Source organism: Amycolatopsis lexingtonensis, from assembly GCF_014873755.1.
In the GTDB taxonomy this organism is placed as follows: Bacteria; Actinomycetota; Actinomycetes; order Mycobacteriales; family Pseudonocardiaceae; genus Amycolatopsis; species Amycolatopsis lexingtonensis.
This window is the reverse complement of sequence record NZ_JADBEG010000001.1, coordinates 5,594,016-5,610,144: the sequence shown is the minus strand read 5'-3', so window position 1 is coordinate 5,610,144 and position 16,129 is coordinate 5,594,016. Positions and strand designations below refer to the sequence as shown.

The following is a 16,129-nucleotide window of genomic DNA, read 5'->3' as shown; positions in this document are numbered from 1 at the left end:
GCGCCCCTTTCTTCCGGCGCCGGGGGCATGGTCGAAAAATGACGACACCGGCGTTCGGCGGCGAAGTGAGCGAGTTCTACCAGCGGTTCCGCCGCGGCTACCCGCCCGAAGCGGCGGACGAGCTGGCCGCGGCGTTCGCGCTGACCCGCGACGACGTCGTCCTCGACCTCGGCTGCGGCACCGGCCAGCTCACCCGCGTCCTGGCGGGCCGGGCGGGCGCGGTGCTCGGCATGGACCCGGAGCCGGCGATGCTCGACCAGGCCCGCCGGGCCACCTCGCTGCCGAACGTCAGCTGGCTCCTCGGCGCGGACGCCGACGTCAGCGCGCTGTTGCCGCTTTTCGGCCAGGGCCGCCTGGCCGCGGTGACGGTCGCGCAAGCGCTGCACTGGATGGACCACGAACGGCTGTTTTCCGACGCGCGCCCGCTGCTGCGTCCCGGCGGCGGGATCGCGGTGGTCACGAACGGCGAACCGCTGTGGCTTCAGGACACCGCGTGGTCGGCCGCGCTGCGGGGCGTCGTTTCGGCGTACCTGGGGACGCCGCTGCACAGCACGTGCGGCACGGACGAGGCGAGCCAGGAGCGCTACGCGGCGGCACTCTCGGCCGCCGGGTACGCCGTCGAACAGCGGGTTGTCGAATACGCGACCACGTTGACCGTCGAAGAGATCGTCGGTGGCGTCTTTTCGGCCATGAGCCCCGAGCAACTGCCCGCCCCCGGCGCGCGGCCGGCGTTCACCGACCGGGTCCGGACGGCGGTAGCTCCGCACGGGCCGCTCCGCGAGGCGGTCCGGGTGCGGATCCTCACCGGAACCCGCTGACCGGTCACGTATCGCGATTGCGTAGGCACCCCTACTGTTCCGCTCGTTGTTTCCCCGGACAGCGGCGCGGATGCTCACTGCGAGGCGCCCGTCGCGCCGTCGCCCCCGAGGAGTCCCCATGACCAGCAGGTTGAGAACGGCCGTCGCCGCGCTCTTCGTCGTGTTGTCGTTTTCCTACGGTGCCGTGGTGACCCCGGCCGGACCCGTCGCGGCGCAGCGGGACTGCGTCCGGCCCTGCCGCTTCTGAGCGGTCGCTACCTACAGTTCCGGGATCCCAGCCGGGACCGGCTCGAACGCGTTGCCGGTGGCGATCTTCGGCCGTGGCAGCTCCACCGGTTCGGCCGGCTTCGCCCGCCGGTAGACGTCGGCGGTCGCCTCGGCGATCCGGCTCCAGTCGAAGTCCGCGGCCAGCCGGGACTGCGCCGCTTTCGCCCGCTTCGCGGCGGCCGGCGCGTCGCTGAGCACCGCCGTCACGGCGTTGGTCAATTCCGCGACATCGCCGGGGCTGAACGCCAGCCCGGTCTCGCCGTGCACCACGACCTCGCCGAGCCCGCCGGCGGTCGACGCCACCAGCGGCGCCTTCGCGGCCGCGGCCTCCAGAGCGACGATCCCGAACGGCTCGTACCGGCTGGGCAGCACGACGGCGTCGGCGGCGGCCAGCGCCGCACGCAGGTCGCGGTCGGAGAGGTGCCCGACGAAGTCGACCGCGCGCCGCACCCGCAGCTTCCGCGACTGTTCGACCAGCTCGTCGAAGTGTCGTCCTTTTCCGGCCACGACCACGCGCGTGCCGGGGTGACGGCGCCGGATGCGGGGGAGCGCGGCGAGCAGGTCCTGCACGCCCTTCTCCCACTCGAGCCGTCCGAAGTAGAGCAACAGTGGCGCGCCGGCCGGGCTGTAGACCTCCCGGGCGCGGGCGATCTCCTTCGCCGGCACTTGCCAGCCGCGTTCCTCGATGCCGTTGTGGATCACCGTGACGTCGGCGGCTTCGACCTCGAAGAGGTACGCGACCTCGCGGCGCATGGCCTGCGAGCAGGTGATCAGCGCGTCGGCGCGGTTCGCCAGCCACCACTCGACCGAGTGCACCTGCTGGTTCAGCGGGTGCGACAGCCAGCCCGAGTGCCGGCCGGCCTCGGTCGCGTGGATCGTGCCGACCAGCGGCACCCGCGCGGCCTCGGCGATCGCGATCGCCGGGTGCGCGACCAGCCAGTCGTGCGCGTGGACGACATCGGGCTGCCAGGTGCGCAGCAGGTCCTGGGCCGCGCGGATCATGGCGTGCCCCATGGCCAGCGTCCAGGCGACGAGGTCCCGCTCGAACGTCACGTGCATCGGGTCCTCGGCGACCCGGATGATCCGCACGCCCTCGACGACGCGGTCGCTGCGCGGGTGCGTCCCGGCGTCGGTGCCGGCGGCGTGGCGGCACAGCACGACGACGTCGTGGCCCTGGCGCGCCAGGTGGGTGGCGAGCGCGTGCACGTGCCGGGCCAGGCCTCCGATGGCCACTGGCGGGTACTCCCACGACAGCATCAGCACACGCATGGGCAGAGGTTACTCGCGAGTCAGAACGCTCCGACGCGCCCGTACTCGCGAAGTGTTCACATGTGATCCCGATCACTGGCGGGCCCGCCGAACTCTGCCACCATCGGCCGGGATGACTTCTCCCGACGACACCGGCTGGCGCCGGCTCGACCCGCCCTTGCCGACCCCGTGGAGCGGCGACGTCGCTCCGGGGAACGCGCTGCCCGAGTATCCGCGGCCCCAGCTGACGCGGCACCGCTGGCTGAACCTGAACGGCGTCTGGGAGTACGCGGGCTGGCCGTCGTCGCCGGACGAACCACGGCCGTCCGGGTACGCCGAGCGGATCCTGGTGCCGTTCCCGCCGGAGTCGGCGTTGTCCGGAATCGGACGACGCGACGAAGTCCTCTGGTACCGGCGGCTCTTCGACGTCCCGCCGGACTGGACCGGCTCGCGGATCCTCCTGCACTTCGGCGCGGTCGACCAGACGGCGAAGGTGTGGGTCAACAACCAGCTCGTCGCGACCCACGAAGGCGGCTACACGGCGTTCAGCGCGGACATCACCGACGTCCTGCGCGCGTCGGGGCCGCAGGAGCTGACCGTGCGGACCGAGGACCGCACCGACATCGAGACCTTCCCGGTCGGCAAGCAGCGCAACACCCCCGGCGGCATCTGCTACACGGCGTCGTCCGGAATCTGGCAAACGGTCTGGCTGGAGCCGGTGCCCGACCACCGCGTCGACCGGCTCGACCTGACCCCGGACCTGACCGGCGTGACGGTGTTCCCGCAGGTCACCGGCGGCGCCGAGGTCGTTGTCGTGTTTTCGGCAAACGGCGAGGAGGTGGCCCGCGCGTCAGGTGCGGCCGGGACGTCGGTCCGCGTGGACGTCCCCTCGCCGCGCCTCTGGACGCCCGACGACCCGCACCTCTACGACCTGCGCGTCGAACTCCGCGACCGGCACGGCATGCTCCTCGACGAGGTCGGCAGCTATGCGGGCCTGCGGACGATCGGCCTGGTCCCGGACGAGCAGGGTCGCCCGCGGATCGCCCTCAACGGCCGTGTCACTTTTTTGCACGGACCGCTCGATCAGGGCTATTGGCCGGACGGCATCTCCACCGCGCCCACCGACGAAGCCCTGCGCTTCGACCTCGAAAAGACCAAGGAGCTGGGCTTCAACTTCGTCCGCAAGCACGTCAAGGTGGAGCCGGCCCGCTGGTACTTCTGGGCCGACACGCTGGGCTTGGTCGTCTGGCAGGACATGCCGTCGCTGACGGTGTCGTTCGACGGCCCGCCCGGGATCGCGCCGGACCCGGTCCCGCGGGCCCGCGAACGGTTCGAAGCGGAATTGATCAAAATGATCGAACAGCTGCGGGCGGTCCCGTCGATCGTGGGCTGGGTGCCGTTCAACGAGGGCTGGGGCGAATTCGACACGGCCCGTGTCGCGGAACTGGTCAAAGCCCTCGACCCGACGCGCCTGGTGATCGCGAACAGCGGCGTCAACTGCTGCTTCTCCCGCCCGGACTCCGGTGCCGGCGACGTCTACGACGACCACACGTACGTCGGCCCCGGCGACCCTTCGGTCCACGACACCCGCGCGCTTGTCGACGGCGAGTACGGCGGCCTCGGCCTGGTCTTGGACGACCACCGCTGGCCGGGCCCGCCGAACGCGTACGAGATGACGCCCACGCGCGAGCGGCTCACCGAGCGCTACGCGGAGGTGAGCGCGGCCCTCGAGCGCGTGGTGGCGGAGCGCGGGTTGTCCGGTGCCGTCTACACCCAGACGACCGATGTCGAGAATGAGGTCAACGGCCTGCTGACCTACGACCGCTGGGTGGTCAAAGCCGACCCGGCCGTGGTCGCGAAATGCGCGAAAGCGGTGATCGAGGCGGGCTCGCGTTGACCGGCTTTACGCTGGTCAGCGGCGTGGTCAACTTTCGGCAACCGCCTTGAGCAGGCTGTCCCGGCCGTGGTCGAGCGCCGACAACAGCGCCCCGCGTAGCGCCGCCGAGTCCGTCACTTCGCCGGCTTCGACCCGGACCGGGCCGGGCGTCATCGCGCGGACGGTTCGCCGGATTTCGGCCACGAGCTCCGCCCGGCTCCCGGCCGGCCCACCCAGCAGCACGAGGTCCGGGTCGACGATGGTGCAGATCGCGGCCACCGCCCGGCCGAGCGTCGCCCCGAGCAGCTTCAGCCGTTCCGCGGCGACGGCGTCTTCGGCGACCCGGTCGAGCGTGGTCAAAATCGAGCCAACGTCGAGCGAAGGCGCATCCGCCCGGCCGAACCCCTGGTCGGCGAGCGCGGCGGCCAGCGTCGAGCCCGAGCTGTCCAGGTACCCGATCTCACCGGCCAGCCCGTGCGCGCCGCGGACGAGCTGGTCGCCGACGTAGAGGCTCACGCCGAGCCCCGCGCCGACGTAGACGTAGGCGAAGCTCTTCGCCTCCCGAGCGGCGCCCTCCCGCCGTTCGGCGAGCGCCGAGAAGTTGACGTCGTTGTCGAGCAGCACGCCGGAACCGACCTCCTCGGCCCGGAGCCGGCCCTCGGGGAACGGTGACCCCGGCAGCGCGACGACCTCGTGCGTGACCGGGTCCACCGGGTTGGCCACCGAGACCGCGGTGGCTCGCACCGGCCCCGTCCCCGCGGCGCTCGCGGCGGCGACGGCCGCCCGGACCGCCTCGGTGATCGGCCGCCCGTCCGGCGCGTTCCGCTCGGTGGCCAGGACGGCTCCGGTCAGATCGGTCGTCACCGTGCGGACGCCCTGCTGGTTCACCTCCGCGGCGACGACGCGCCCGGCGTCGGCGGCCAGCTCGTAGAACGTGGCGATCCGGCCGCGGCGGCCGGTCGGGTCGGTGCCGGTGGCCCGGAGCGCACCCGCCGTTTCGAGTCGCCGGACGGACTCCGAGATCGTCGGCTTCGAGATCCCGGTGGCCGCGGCGAGCTCGGCACGCGTGGTCCGGCCGTGGCCGAAGACCTGGTCGAGCACCGCGCGGTCGGTCATGGCCCGCAGCATCGCCAGGCGCGGGAGCGGCCGGTCGGGGTCGGACATCGCACCTCTTGTGGCGGGGAAGGAACTGGGGTTACCGTAGCGGGGACATTCTAGTAAGGAGTCCTAACCAAAAACGGAGGACGCCGATGACCACCACCGAACTGCCCGCGAACATGGCCGAGGCCGTCACCCGCACCAAACAGGACCTGCGCGCCCGGATCGGCGACGTCGTCGGCGCGTTCGCCGGCGTCCGGGAGTGGATGCGCCGGGAGGTCGACGCCGTCGCCGCGGATCCGGACGCCTTTCCCGTGGTCCGGTTTCGCGACATCGCCGAAGGAACCGTGCCGCAGCGGACGCTCGACGCGATCCGGCGCCGCGGCTGCGCCGTCGTCAAAGGCACCTTCCCGCGCGAGACGGCCGAAACCTGGGACGCCGAGCTCGCCACCTACCTCGCGGACAACGACTTCGCCGGTACCTACCAGGGCCCGGCCGACGACGTCTTCGCCGGACTCGCCTCCGGCCAGCCGCAGATCTACCCCGTCTACTGGTCGAAGCCGCAGATCCAGGCACGCCAGCACGAGCACATGGTCGCCGTCCGGCGCTTTCTCAACTCCTTCTGGCGGCACGAATCCGAGGGCCGCGTCTGGTTCGACCCGGATCGCGACACGGCCTATCCCGACCGCATCCGCCGCCGCGCGCCCGGCTCGGCGTCGCTCGGCCTGTCCGCCCACACCGACTCCGGCTCGGTCGAACGCTGGCTGCTGCCCGCCTATCAGCGGGTCTTCCGGCACGTCTTCGACGGCGACTGGCGTGCCTACGACCCGTGGGACGGCGCCCTCCGCACCGAAGTCGACGAGTACCCGTCGACGGTGATGTGCTCGGCCTTCCGCACCTTCCAGGGCTGGACCGCGTTGTCGGAAATGCGGCAAGGCGACGGCGTGCTGCACGTCGTACCGATCCCGTCGGCGATCGCGTACGTCCTGCTTCGCGCGCTTCAGGACGACATCCCCGACGACGACCTCTGCGGCGCGGCCAACGGCCAGGCGTTGCCGGTCAACGACAAGTACCACGACGACCTGCTGCCGGCGCTGACGTCGATCCCCGACGTCGAGCCGGGCGACACGGTGTGGTGGCACGGCGACGTCGTCCACGCGGTCGCCGACGGCACCAATCCGGACCGGTGGGGAAACGTCATGTACATCCCGGCGAGCCCGCATTGCGCGAAAAACGCCGCGTACGCCGAAAAATGCGGCCGTGCTTTCCTGGCCGGCGCGAGCCCGGGCGATTTCGCGCCCGAAGACTACGAAGTGAACTGGACCGGCCGGGCCACAATGGACGATCTCAACGCCGTCGGGCGCGCCCAGCTCGGGCTGTGACCGGGCGCCGCGCCGGGGCAGAGGCCATCGCCCCCGGCGCGGCGGGCCCGCTACAGGTGCAGCCAGAGACCCAGGCCGAGCACGTTGACGTACCCGTGGTGATGGTGGTGCCCGACGCACAGCAGCAGGCAGTGGCGGGCCTGGACGTCCGTGGTGGACGCCGTCGCGGCCGACGCGGTCCCCACCGCGGGGCCGGCCAGCAGCAGCCCGAGTGCCACGGGGAACGCGGCCAGCGCGGCCCGGCGTCTGGTGGTGATCATGGGGTGGTCCCTTCTCCCGCACGTCGACGCCGGAATGGCGTCGGGAAAATTATTCGGTGCGGAGAGGGGAAAAGGGCAGGCTGATCACCCCTGAACCGCCCGTCCGGATCACGACAACCATTTTCGGTTGCGTTTGCGTGATACCCGGACGGCCGCTGTTTCCCGCCGATCCGGTGAATTCCGGCGACGGCGGGGGACCGGCGTCCCCCGCCGCGGTGTCAGGCCGGCAGCGCCGCTTCGATGGCCTTGACGACCGTCTCGTCCTCGGGCTCGGTGCGCGGCCGGAACCGCGCCAGGACCTCGCCGTCCGCGCCGACCAGGAACTTCTCGAAGTTCCACTGGACGTCGCCCGCGGCACCCTCGGCGTCGGCGGTCTTGGTCAGCTCCGCGTAGAGCGGGTGCCGTCCCTCGCCGTTGACGTCGATCTTCTCGAACAGCGGGAACGCGACGCCGTAGGTCGTCGAGCAGAACGTCTGGATCTCCTCGGCACTGCCCGGTTCCTGCCCTGCGAACTGGTTGCACGGAAAGCCGACCACGGAGAAGCCCTGGCCGCCGAAGCGTTCCTGCAGCCGCTCGAGGCCGGAGTACTGCGGGGTCAGGCCGCACTTCGACGCGACGTTGACCACGAGCAGGGCCTTGCCGGCGAGGGAGCTCAGCGAGCTGTCCTGCCCGTCGAGGGTCTTGACCGGAATTTCGTGGATTCCCATGGGTCCCTTTCAGTCGTGCTTCAGCGCCCGGGCGTCGAGGTGCCCGAACGGTCCGTCGTCGGCGCGGTAGGCGGCGGCGAGTTCTTCGGCCCGCGCGCGGTCGCCGCGGCGCAGCAGCCCGGCCAGCGCGTCGAAGCGTTCGGTGTGGACGGCCGCGCGGCGGCGCGCGTAGTCCGCGGCGGAGTCCTTGGTGACCATGAACGCCCAGTCGCTTTCCAGCGCCAGCATCGCCTCGGCGACGGCCTGGTCGGCGACGGTGTCCCGGGCCGTCGTCCCCAAATCGGCCACGAGGTCGAGCAGCCGCCGCTGCAGCGCCGAGTTGGCCTCGACCATGTCCTTGACCTGCTCGCCGTCCCAGACGCGCCAGTCCTTGCCCGATCCCCACGACGAGGCCGGCAGGTCGATCGGCTCGCCGACGTGCCCGGCTTCGACCGCGCCCTTCAGCGTCGTCACCCGGACGCCGGCCTCGGGCAGCGCCCGCAGCACGCCTTCCAGCCAGGCCGGTCCTTCGTGCCACCAGTGCCCGAACAGCTCCGTGTCGTACGCGGCGACCACGAGCGCCTCACGCCCGTGCTGCGCCTTCAGCGACCGCAGCCGCGTCACGACCGTTTCGACGAAGTCCTTGACGTGCTGCTGCAGCACGTCCGCGGCGAGCGCGGGGTCGTAGGGCGCCTTGTCCTGCGGCTCGACCGTCTTGCCGGTGACCCGCGCCGCCTTCAGCCCGACTTCGTGCTGCCAGGTGTGGAAGTCGCGGTACGCGGCGTGCCCGGGGTACCCGGCCTTCGGCGACCAGACGCGGTAGGTGACTTCGAGGTCTCGTCCGAAACTGACCACGTCGCTGGTGCCGACCGGCCGCGCGGCCCAGGTCTCCCCGCGCAGCGACGGGCCGTCGACCATGAACCGCCGCACGCCGGCGGCGGCGTAGTCGTTTTCCATGCCGGGCGCGTAGCCGCACTCCGGCGCCCAGATCCCCTCGGGCCGCGACCCGACCCGCAGCGCCGTGTCGGCGAGCCCGGCGTTCAGCGCGAACTCGCGCACCCGCGGGTCCAGCAGTGGCTGGAACGGGTGGGCCAGCGGGCCCCCGAGCAGCTCGATCGTCGAATTTTCGACCAGGGAGCGGAGCACGGGGGAGAAGCCGTGCCGCCAGCGCGTGCCCAGCTCTTCGGCGGCGCGGACCGCGGTCCGGTGCTCGGCCGCCGCGAGCTCGCGCAGCAGCGGGTCGCCGCGCCACAACGTCGCCGCGTGCTGGGCGCGCAGCTGCCAGTGGCCGAGCCAGTCGTGGAACGCGCGGATGCTGTACGGGTCGTCGAGCTGCGCGGCCAGCACCGGCGTCACGCCCAGCGTCAGCACGTCCCGGCGTCCTTCGGCGGCGAACCGTTCGAGCAGGTCGACCATCGGCAGGTACGAATGCGCCCACGCCTGGTACAGCCATTCTTCACCGACCGGCCAGGTCCCGTGGTGCGGCAGCCACGGCAGGTGGCTGTGCACGACGAGGCAGAACGTCCCTTCACTCATCGGCGCACCGCCACGGCGATCAGGTCGAGGCTCGCGTCCAGGTCGTCCCCGTGGATGGCGAACCCGGACGCTTCGATCGCGGCGACGTCGGCGAGCAGCGCAGCCGGCCAGACGGCCTGGCCGGGCAGCTCGCCCATGACCACGTCGAGCTGGGCGTCGATGATCGAACCGCCGTACCGCTCGTCGAGCGCGCGCACGGCCTCGCCGTGGTGCAGCCCGTGGAGCGTCTCGACCTCGAAACCGGCGTCGTCGAGCAGCCCGGCCAGTTCGGACGGCGCCAGCTCACGGGTGTGGTACGGGTTCAGCGGCGTGTCGCTGTCCGGCGTGAACGTCAGCCGGTTCGGCGTCGTGACCAGCAGTTTGCCGTTTTCCGGCAAGATCCGCCGGCACTCGGTGAGGAAGCCCGCCTGGTCCCACAGGTGCTCGATGACCTGGAAGTTGGCCACGACGTCGACCGCGCCGTCGCGCACCGGCAAGAACGCCAGGTTCGCCCGCGCGACGGCGAGTTCGGGGTAGCGGCGGGCGACGTGCTCGGTGGTCGGCACGTCGTAGTCGAGCGCGAGCACCCGGCGGGCCGTGGTCGCGAGGAGGCTCGCGCCGTAGCCCTCACCGCAGCCGGCTTCGAGCACCGTCGCGTCCGCGCAGTGGGGGAGCAGGGCGGCATACGCGGCTTCGTGGCGGCGGAACCAATAATTCTCCTCGGCGATGCCGGGGACGGTCCGTTCACCGGTCAGGTGCAGCGCCTCGGCCCGGGTGGCTGGGGTGGTCACCTGCGCGACCCTAGCGGGTGTCACGTCCGGCCCGGCCGCCTCGTTCCGTGGTCATGCAACGGACCAGCACCCGCGTACTGCTCGTCGTCTTCGGCCTGGTCGAGGCCGTGGTCGGAATCTGGCCACTGGTCTCGCCCACCGGCTTCTACCAGGACTTTCCCGGTTTTCGCACCGGCTGGGTGGCCATGGACGGCGCCTTCAACGAGCACCTCCTGCGCGACTTCGGCGGCCTCAACCTGGCCCTCGCGGCGCTGCTGGTCGGCGTCGCCGTGATCGGCACCACAGCGGTGGCCCGGCTGGCCGGCGTGGCGGGCCTGCTGTTCGGCCTGCCGCACTTCCTCCACCACCTCGGCCACGTGGCGCACTTCGAGCCGATCGACCAGGTGCTGATCATCGCAACGACCGGCCTCGGCGTCCTGGTCCCGCTCGTGGTCCTGCTGGTCCCGGGGCGGCACGTCAGCCCACCGGTGACACCGTGATGCCGAGCGCGCCCGGGCCGAGGTGCGCGCCGATGACCGTGCTCGCCTCGACGACCATGCTCTCGGCCATCGCGGGCACCCGGCGTTCGATCTGCCTGCCGATCTCGAGCTCGTGGTCGCTGGCGCCGAACCGGGTCACCGCGATGTCGGCGCGGAACCCGCCGGACTTCTTCACCGCGAGGTCGACCATCTTGGCCAGCGCCCGCCGCGTGCCGGGGACCCTGGCCAGCGGCGCGACCTCGCCGTCCTTGACCGTGAGCAGCGGCTTGATCGAGAACGCGGTGCCGATCATGGCCTGCGCGGCGCCGATCCGCCCGCCCCGGCGCAGGTACTCCAGCGTGTCGACGTAGATGAACTCGGTGCTGGTGTGGCACCGGCGTTCGGCGGCTTCGATGACGCGCGCGGCGTCCGCGCCCGCCGCGGCCGCCCGGGCCGCCGACACCACCGCGAACCCCAGGCTCATCCCGGTGGTGCGGCTGTCGAGGACGTGCACCGGGATGCGGACCTGCTGGGCGGCGTCCCGCGCCGCGCGGACGGTGTCGGACATGCGGCCGGAGATGTGGATGCTGACGATGGCGGTCGCGCCGGCGGCGGCCGCCTCCTGGTAGGTCCAGAAGAACGCCCCCGGATCCGGGGGCGAAGTGGTCAGGACTTGCCCCGCTCTCAGCGCGTCGATGACCTCGCCGCGGTCGAAGCGGTTTTCGTCGTCGAAGTGACCACCCAGGTTCAGCTGGATCTGGACGACCCCGATCGCCCAGCGGGCGGCGACGATGTCGGGCAGGCAGGAGCTCGAGTCGGTGATGACGGCGATGCGCGCGGGCATGCTGGGGAAGGTTAATGCCTGACATCCACTGCGAGTAGGCCGTGGTTGGTCCGATCGGACGAACGGCAGTTCAAGTGGGGTAACCGGTCGACTACTGGGACGATAGTCCCACTAGATTGCGCATCCAGGTGAATGGCGTCACCTCGGGGTGTCCTGCGCCCCGATTGGCCCTAATCTACCGGCCAGTAGAGCACTGTCCCGTGGTCTTCCGCGGGCCACGAACCGGGAGGTCGAAGCAGACCCATGACCAACATCGTCGTCCTGGTCAAGCAGGTACCGGACACCTACTCGGAGCGGAAGCTCAACGGGTCCGACCACACCCTTGACCGCGAATCCGCCGACGCCGTGCTCGACGAGATCAACGAGAAGGCCGTCGAAGAGGCGCTGAAGATCAAGGAAGCCGGCGAGGGCGAGGTCACCGTGATCTCGGTGGGCCCGGATCGCGCGACCGACGCCATCCGCAAGGCGCTGTCCATGGGCGCCGACAAGGCCATCCACGTCTCGGATGAGGCGCTGCACGGCTCCGACGCGATCGCCACCGCCAAGGTGCTCGCCGCCGCGATCGGCAAGGTCGAGGGCTTCGACCTGGTCATCGCCGGCAACGAGTCCTCTGACGGCCGCGGTGGCGCCGTCCCGGCGATCCTCGCCGAGCTGCTCGGCCTGCCGCAGGTCACCTACGTGCGCGAGCTGACCGTCGACGGTTCGACGATCAAGGCGACCCGCGAGACCGAGGACGGCCTCACGCACCTCGAGGCGAGCCTGCCCGCGATCGTGAGCGTCGGCGAGAAGATCAACGAGCCGCGCTACCCGTCCTTCAAGGGCATCATGGCCGCGAAGAAGAAGCCGGTCGAGACGTTCACCATCGCCGACCTGGGCGTCGACGCGGGCGAGGTCGGCCTCGGCAACGCGTGGTCCGCCGTGACCGAAGCCTCGCCGAAGCCGCCGCGCACCGCGGGCGAGAAGGTCGAGGACGAGGGCGACGGTGGCACCAAGGTCGCCGAGTACCTGGTCGGCCAGAAGCTCATCTGACAACGGTTCTTCGAGGAGGAAGTAGAACAATGGCTGAAGTACTCGTCCTCGTCGACCACGTCGACGGTGAGGTCAAGAAGGTCACGCTCGAGCTGCTGACCGCCGCCCGCGCGCTCGGTGAGCCGTCGGCCGTCGTCGTCGGCCCGACCGGGACCGCCGCCAAGGCGAAGCAGGCGCTGGCGTCGCACGGTGCCGCCAAGGTTTATGTCGCGGAAGGCGACGACGCCGCGAACTACCTGGTCACCCCGAAGGTGGACGTGCTCGCCGCGCTCGCGCAGCAGGCGTCCCCGGCCGCCGTGCTCGTCACCGCCAGCGGTGAGGGCAAGGAGGTCGCCGCCCGCCTGGCCGTGCGCCTGGGCTCCGGCCTGATCTACGACGCCGTGGGCGTCAACGGCGACGGCGTCATCGACCAGTCCATCTTCGGGGGCGCGTTCTCCGTCAAGTCCAAGTCCGCGAAGGGCGCGCCCGTCGTGTCCATCCGCCCGGGCGCGGTCGAGGCCGAGCCGGCCGAGGGCGCGGCGGCCGAAGAGACCGTCGAGATCCCCGCCGTCGACGCGGCGAAAGCCACCAAGATCACCGGCGTCGAGCCGGTGACCGGCGGTGACCGTCCGGAGCTGACCGAGGCCTCGATCGTGGTCTCCGGTGGCCGCGGTGTCGGCTCGGCGGAGAAGTTCGACGTCGTCGAGAAGCTGGCCGACTCGCTCGGCGCGGCCGTCGGCGCGTCGCGTGCCGCCGTCGACTCCGGCTACTACCCGGCGCAGTTCCAGGTGGGCCAGACCGGCAAGACCGTGTCGCCGCAGCTGTACATCGCGCTCGGCATCTCCGGCGCGATCCAGCACCGCGCCGGCATGCAGACGTCGAAGACGATCATCGCCGTCAACAAGGACCCGGAGGCGCCGATCTTCGAGATCGCCGACTTCGGCATCGTCGGCGACCTGTTCAACGTCGCGCCGCAGCTGACCGAAGCGGTCGAGAAGCGCAAGGGCTGATCCAGCCCGCCGGAAGGGCCTCCCGGGATATCCCCGGGAGGCCCTTCCCGCATTTCGGGACCTGAGAGAAGCCTGAGAACCCGCCATTAACTGAACGTGCACTAATCGGTCATCGGATGGCACTCTCCGCGGCTTCCTACGCGCGGGTACACCTTGACCATGACGACGTCACAGCTCCTCGTCAGCACTGATCAGGCGGGTGTCGAGCTCCCCGCGGACGCTCCTCGGTACTCCCTCCTCGTCGCCCACGCGAACGACGAAGTGGTCGCCGCGCAACGCCTCCGGCACCGCGTTTTCGCCGAGGAAATGGGGGCGCGGCTGCACTCGCTCCGGCCCGGTCTCGACGTCGACGAGTTCGACGAGTTCTGCGACCACCTCGTGGTCCGGGACGACAACACCGGCGACATCGTCGGCTGCTACCGGATGCTGCCGCCCGGACGCGCCGCGCGGGCCGGGAAGCTCTACGCCGACAGCGAGTTCGACCTGGGCGCGCTCGACGGGATCCGGCCGCACCTGGTCGAAACCGGCCGGTCCTGCGTGCACCCCGACCACCGCAGCGGCGCCGTCGTCAGCCTGGTCTGGGCCGGGATCGCCCGCTACATGCTGCTTTCCGGCCACCGGTACCTCGCCGGCTGCGCCTCCGTCCCGCTGGTCGACGGCGGTTCCTTCGCCGCCGGCGTGTGGGACCTGCTGCGCACCAAGCACTACTCGGACGAGACCACCCGCGTCTCGCCACTGATCCCATGGGACTCCTCGGAGATCGAACGCCCGGCGCGCGCCACGCTGCCGCCGCTGATCAAGGGCTACGTCCGCCTCGGCGCCAAGGTCCACGGGCCGCCCGCGCTCGACGCCGACTTCGGCGTCGCGGACTTCTTCGTCGTGCTGGACCTGCACAACGTCGACGAGCGCTACCTGAAGTTCTTCCTCGGGACCCAGGGATGAGCCACGCCTGGATGCCGACGTCGCCCTGCGGCGACGGCTGCCTGACCGACGGCGACGCGGTGGTCGGCTTCCCGCGCCGGGTCCTGCGCTTCGCGGCGGCGATCACCGCGGTGCTCGCGGCGCTGCTGTCGGCGCCGCTGCTGCTGGTGCCGTGGGGCCGCGAACGCCGGATCCGGCTGATCTTCCGCGGCGTGCTGCGGGCGTTCGGCGTCCGCCTGGACGTCCATGGCGGCGCCGACTTCCTGACCGCGCCCGCCGGCCGCGGCGCCTTGGTCGTCAACAACCACATCTCGTGGCTGGACATCGTCGCGATCAACGCCCTGCGCCCGATGCGCGCGCTGGCCAAGAAGGAGATCGCGGGCTGGCCGGTGCTGGGCGGCCTGGTCCGCCGCGGCGGCAGCATCTTCCTCGACCGCGAGCGGCTGACGACGCTGCCCGCCACGATGGCGTCGCTCGCCGACGCGCTTCGCACGGGTTCGCTGGTGAGCGTCACCCCGGAGGGCACAACCTGGTGCGGCCTCGCGTCGGGCCAGTTCACGACGGCGACGTTCCAGGCGGCCATCGACGGCGGTGTCCCGGTGCGCCCGATCGCGCTGCGGTACCGCCTCGCCGACGGCCGCGAGACCAGCCGCCCGGCGTTCATCGGCCCGGAGTCGCTGATCGCATCGCTACGCCGGGTCGCCGCGCTGCGCGGCCTGGTCCTGGAAGTCCACATCTGCCCGGAGATCGCCCCCGGCCGCGCGGAAAACCGCCGTGAGCTGGCGGCCCTCGCCGAGGCGGCGGTCCATTCCGCGCTGGGCACGGTCCAGATCCCGGCCCAGCGGCGCCGCCGGACCGCACGCCGTCAGCCGGCGCCCCTGGCTTCGCCTCCCGCGAAGTGATCCGGGCCCTGTCGCCGCGATCCGGCGACAGGCCCGGGTCGGCCGGGCTCAGCCGACGGTGATCGTGAGCTTCCCGCCGGGGTGCCCGCCCTCGCTCTCGACCTGCGCGGCGGCGGCCTCGGCGAGCGGGTAGCTCTTGCCGTGCGCGAGACCGACCCCGCGGTCGGTCACCCAGCCGGCGATCCCGGTCAGCACCTCGCGGCTCTGCTCGCCCCCGCTGGAGAACGGGATCCCCAGCTCGAAGGCGGCGGCGTCGGCGATGGTGATGACCCGCTCCTTCGTGCCCCGCAGCTCGACGGACCCCGGCAGCACCCCGTGCCCGGCGGCGTCGAACACGGCGTCGACCGGCCCGGGCGCGGACGCGCGGACGCGCTCCTCCCAGCCGTCGCCGTACAGCACGGGAACGACGCCCAGCGACTTCAGGTCGTCGAGGCTCCGGCTCCCGCCGGTCCCGATGACGGTCACCCCCTGCGCGACGGCGACCTGAGCGGCGAACCGCCCGACCGTGCCGCTGGCGCCGTGGAGCAGCAGCGTCTCGCCCTCGCCGACGCCCAGTAGCCCGAGGACGCGAAGCGCGGTCTCCCCGGCGACCGGCAACGCCGCGGCGTCCGCCCACGACAGGCCTGTCGGCTTCGGCGCAAGCGTCTTCGCCAGCGCGTACTCGGCGTAAGCGCCGGTCTCGGACCAGCCGAACACCTCGTCGCCGACGGCGAAGTCCGCCCCCTCACCGACGGCGTCGACGACCCCGGCGACCTCGAGGCCGGGCGTGTGCGGGAAGGGGACCTCGAAGTTCTGCCGCATGAAGCCGTTGCGGATCTTCCAGTCGATCGGGTTGACACCGGCGGCCCGCACGGCCAGCCGCACCTGCCCCGGGCCGGGCTCCGGCACCGGCACCTCGGATAGCTGCAGGACGTCCGGCCCGCCGTAAGCGGAGAAGGTGATCGCTCGCATGGTGTTCGGCACTCCTCGGATCGTGGGTCTTCGAATGTCCTCTGCACGCAGTCAACTCGCCCTGGCGGCCCCGCCGAACCACTCGGACGAGCAG

At 71.7% G+C, this 16,129-nt stretch carries 17 protein-coding genes; 9 read left to right on the top strand and 8 right to left on the bottom strand.

Features of this window, described 5'->3' with window-relative positions; translation table 11 throughout:
* Positions 1 to 38: 38 nt before the first annotated feature.
* Together H4696_RS25145 and H4696_RS50890 are read left to right on the top strand one after the other, a co-directional pair.
* Positions 39 to 818: a class I SAM-dependent methyltransferase gene (locus H4696_RS25145; RefSeq protein ID WP_086861607.1), complete on the top strand. Its 780-nt coding sequence runs from the start codon at positions 39 to 41 to the stop codon at positions 816 to 818.
* 118 nt (positions 819 to 936) lie between these two features.
* Positions 937 to 1,065 (top strand): hypothetical protein, encoded by a 129-nt coding sequence (locus H4696_RS50890; protein WP_264086328.1) that lies wholly within the window; start codon positions 937 to 939, stop codon positions 1,063 to 1,065.
* Between the two features lie 11 nt (positions 1,066 to 1,076).
* Here H4696_RS50890 and H4696_RS25140 read toward each other — a convergent pair whose 3' ends face one another.
* Complete coding sequence (locus H4696_RS25140) at positions 1,077 to 2,354, bottom strand: glycosyltransferase family 4 protein (protein ID WP_086861606.1); 1,278 nt, start codon at positions 2,352 to 2,354, stop codon at positions 1,077 to 1,079.
* 112 nt (positions 2,355 to 2,466) lie between these two features.
* Here H4696_RS25140 and H4696_RS25135 point away from each other — a divergent pair, with 112 nt between their 5' ends.
* Entirely contained in the window at positions 2,467 to 4,230 is a 1,764-nt protein-coding gene (locus tag H4696_RS25135) for a glycoside hydrolase family 2 protein (RefSeq protein ID WP_086861605.1), read from the top strand.
* 27 nt (positions 4,231 to 4,257) lie between these two features.
* On the opposite strand, the gene H4696_RS25130 is transcribed toward H4696_RS25135, so the two are convergent.
* Positions 4,258 to 5,373 (bottom strand): ROK family transcriptional regulator, encoded by a 1,116-nt coding sequence (locus H4696_RS25130; protein ID WP_086861604.1) that lies wholly within the window; start codon positions 5,371 to 5,373, stop codon positions 4,258 to 4,260.
* 86 nt (positions 5,374 to 5,459) lie between these two features.
* Here H4696_RS25130 and H4696_RS25125 point away from each other — a divergent pair, with 86 nt between their 5' ends.
* Entirely contained in the window at positions 5,460 to 6,689 is a 1,230-nt protein-coding gene (locus H4696_RS25125; protein WP_086861603.1) for a YbiU family protein, read from the top strand.
* Positions 6,690 to 6,739: 50 nt separating this feature from the next.
* Here H4696_RS25125 and H4696_RS25120 read toward each other — a convergent pair whose 3' ends face one another.
* The 4 genes from H4696_RS25120 to H4696_RS25105 form a co-directional block, all read right to left on the bottom strand.
* Positions 6,740 to 6,949, bottom strand: coding sequence for a hypothetical protein (locus H4696_RS25120; protein WP_086861602.1), 210 nt, complete (start codon positions 6,947 to 6,949; stop codon positions 6,740 to 6,742).
* Between the two features lie 218 nt (positions 6,950 to 7,167).
* Positions 7,168 to 7,656, bottom strand: a complete 489-nt coding sequence (locus H4696_RS25115; protein ID WP_086861601.1) for a glutathione peroxidase — start codon at positions 7,654 to 7,656, stop codon at positions 7,168 to 7,170.
* 9 nt (positions 7,657 to 7,665) lie between these two features.
* Positions 7,666 to 9,171 carry a 1,4-alpha-glucan branching protein domain-containing protein gene (locus tag H4696_RS25110; RefSeq protein WP_192782521.1) on the bottom strand — a complete coding sequence of 502 codons (1,506 nt, stop codon included), beginning with the start codon at positions 9,169 to 9,171 and terminating at the stop codon, positions 7,666 to 7,668.
* Positions 9,168 to 9,941, bottom strand: coding sequence for a class I SAM-dependent methyltransferase (locus tag H4696_RS25105; RefSeq protein ID WP_086861599.1), 774 nt, complete (start codon positions 9,939 to 9,941; stop codon positions 9,168 to 9,170). The genes H4696_RS25110 and H4696_RS25105 overlap by 4 nt, the downstream gene beginning before the upstream one ends.
* Positions 9,942 to 9,994: 53 nt before the next feature.
* Between H4696_RS25105 and H4696_RS25100 the strand changes: the two genes are divergently transcribed.
* Positions 9,995 to 10,420, top strand: coding sequence for a hypothetical protein (locus tag H4696_RS25100; protein WP_169735025.1), 426 nt, complete (start codon positions 9,995 to 9,997; stop codon positions 10,418 to 10,420).
* On the opposite strand, the gene H4696_RS25095 is transcribed toward H4696_RS25100, so the two are convergent.
* Complete coding sequence (locus H4696_RS25095; protein WP_086861597.1) at positions 10,398 to 11,243, bottom strand: DegV family protein; 846 nt, start codon at positions 11,241 to 11,243, stop codon at positions 10,398 to 10,400. The genes H4696_RS25100 and H4696_RS25095 overlap by 23 nt on opposite strands.
* A gap of 243 nt (positions 11,244 to 11,486) precedes the next feature.
* Between H4696_RS25095 and H4696_RS25090 the strand changes: the two genes are divergently transcribed.
* The 4 genes from H4696_RS25090 to H4696_RS25075 all read left to right on the top strand — a co-directional run bounded on the left by H4696_RS25090 (position 11,487) and on the right by H4696_RS25075 (position 15,084).
* The gene (locus H4696_RS25090; protein ID WP_086861596.1) at positions 11,487 to 12,272 is read left to right on the top strand and encodes an electron transfer flavoprotein subunit beta/FixA family protein; all 786 of its coding nucleotides are present in this window, start codon (positions 11,487 to 11,489) and stop codon (positions 12,270 to 12,272) included.
* A 29-nt stretch (positions 12,273 to 12,301) separates the two neighbouring features.
* Entirely contained in the window at positions 12,302 to 13,261 is a 960-nt protein-coding gene (locus tag H4696_RS25085) for an electron transfer flavoprotein subunit alpha/FixB family protein (RefSeq protein ID WP_086861595.1), read from the top strand.
* Positions 13,262 to 13,420: 159 nt separating this feature from the next.
* Complete coding sequence (locus H4696_RS25080; RefSeq protein WP_086861594.1) at positions 13,421 to 14,203, top strand: GNAT family N-acetyltransferase; 783 nt, start codon at positions 13,421 to 13,423, stop codon at positions 14,201 to 14,203.
* Positions 14,200 to 15,084, top strand: a complete 885-nt coding sequence (locus H4696_RS25075) for a lysophospholipid acyltransferase family protein (protein ID WP_086861593.1) — start codon at positions 14,200 to 14,202, stop codon at positions 15,082 to 15,084. The genes H4696_RS25080 and H4696_RS25075 overlap by 4 nt, the downstream gene beginning before the upstream one ends.
* Positions 15,085 to 15,132: 48 nt before the next feature.
* Here H4696_RS25075 and H4696_RS25070 read toward each other — a convergent pair whose 3' ends face one another.
* Positions 15,133 to 16,035: an NADP-dependent oxidoreductase gene (locus tag H4696_RS25070; RefSeq protein ID WP_086861613.1), complete on the bottom strand. Its 903-nt coding sequence runs from the start codon at positions 16,033 to 16,035 to the stop codon at positions 15,133 to 15,135.
* Positions 16,036 to 16,129 lie beyond the last annotated feature (94 nt).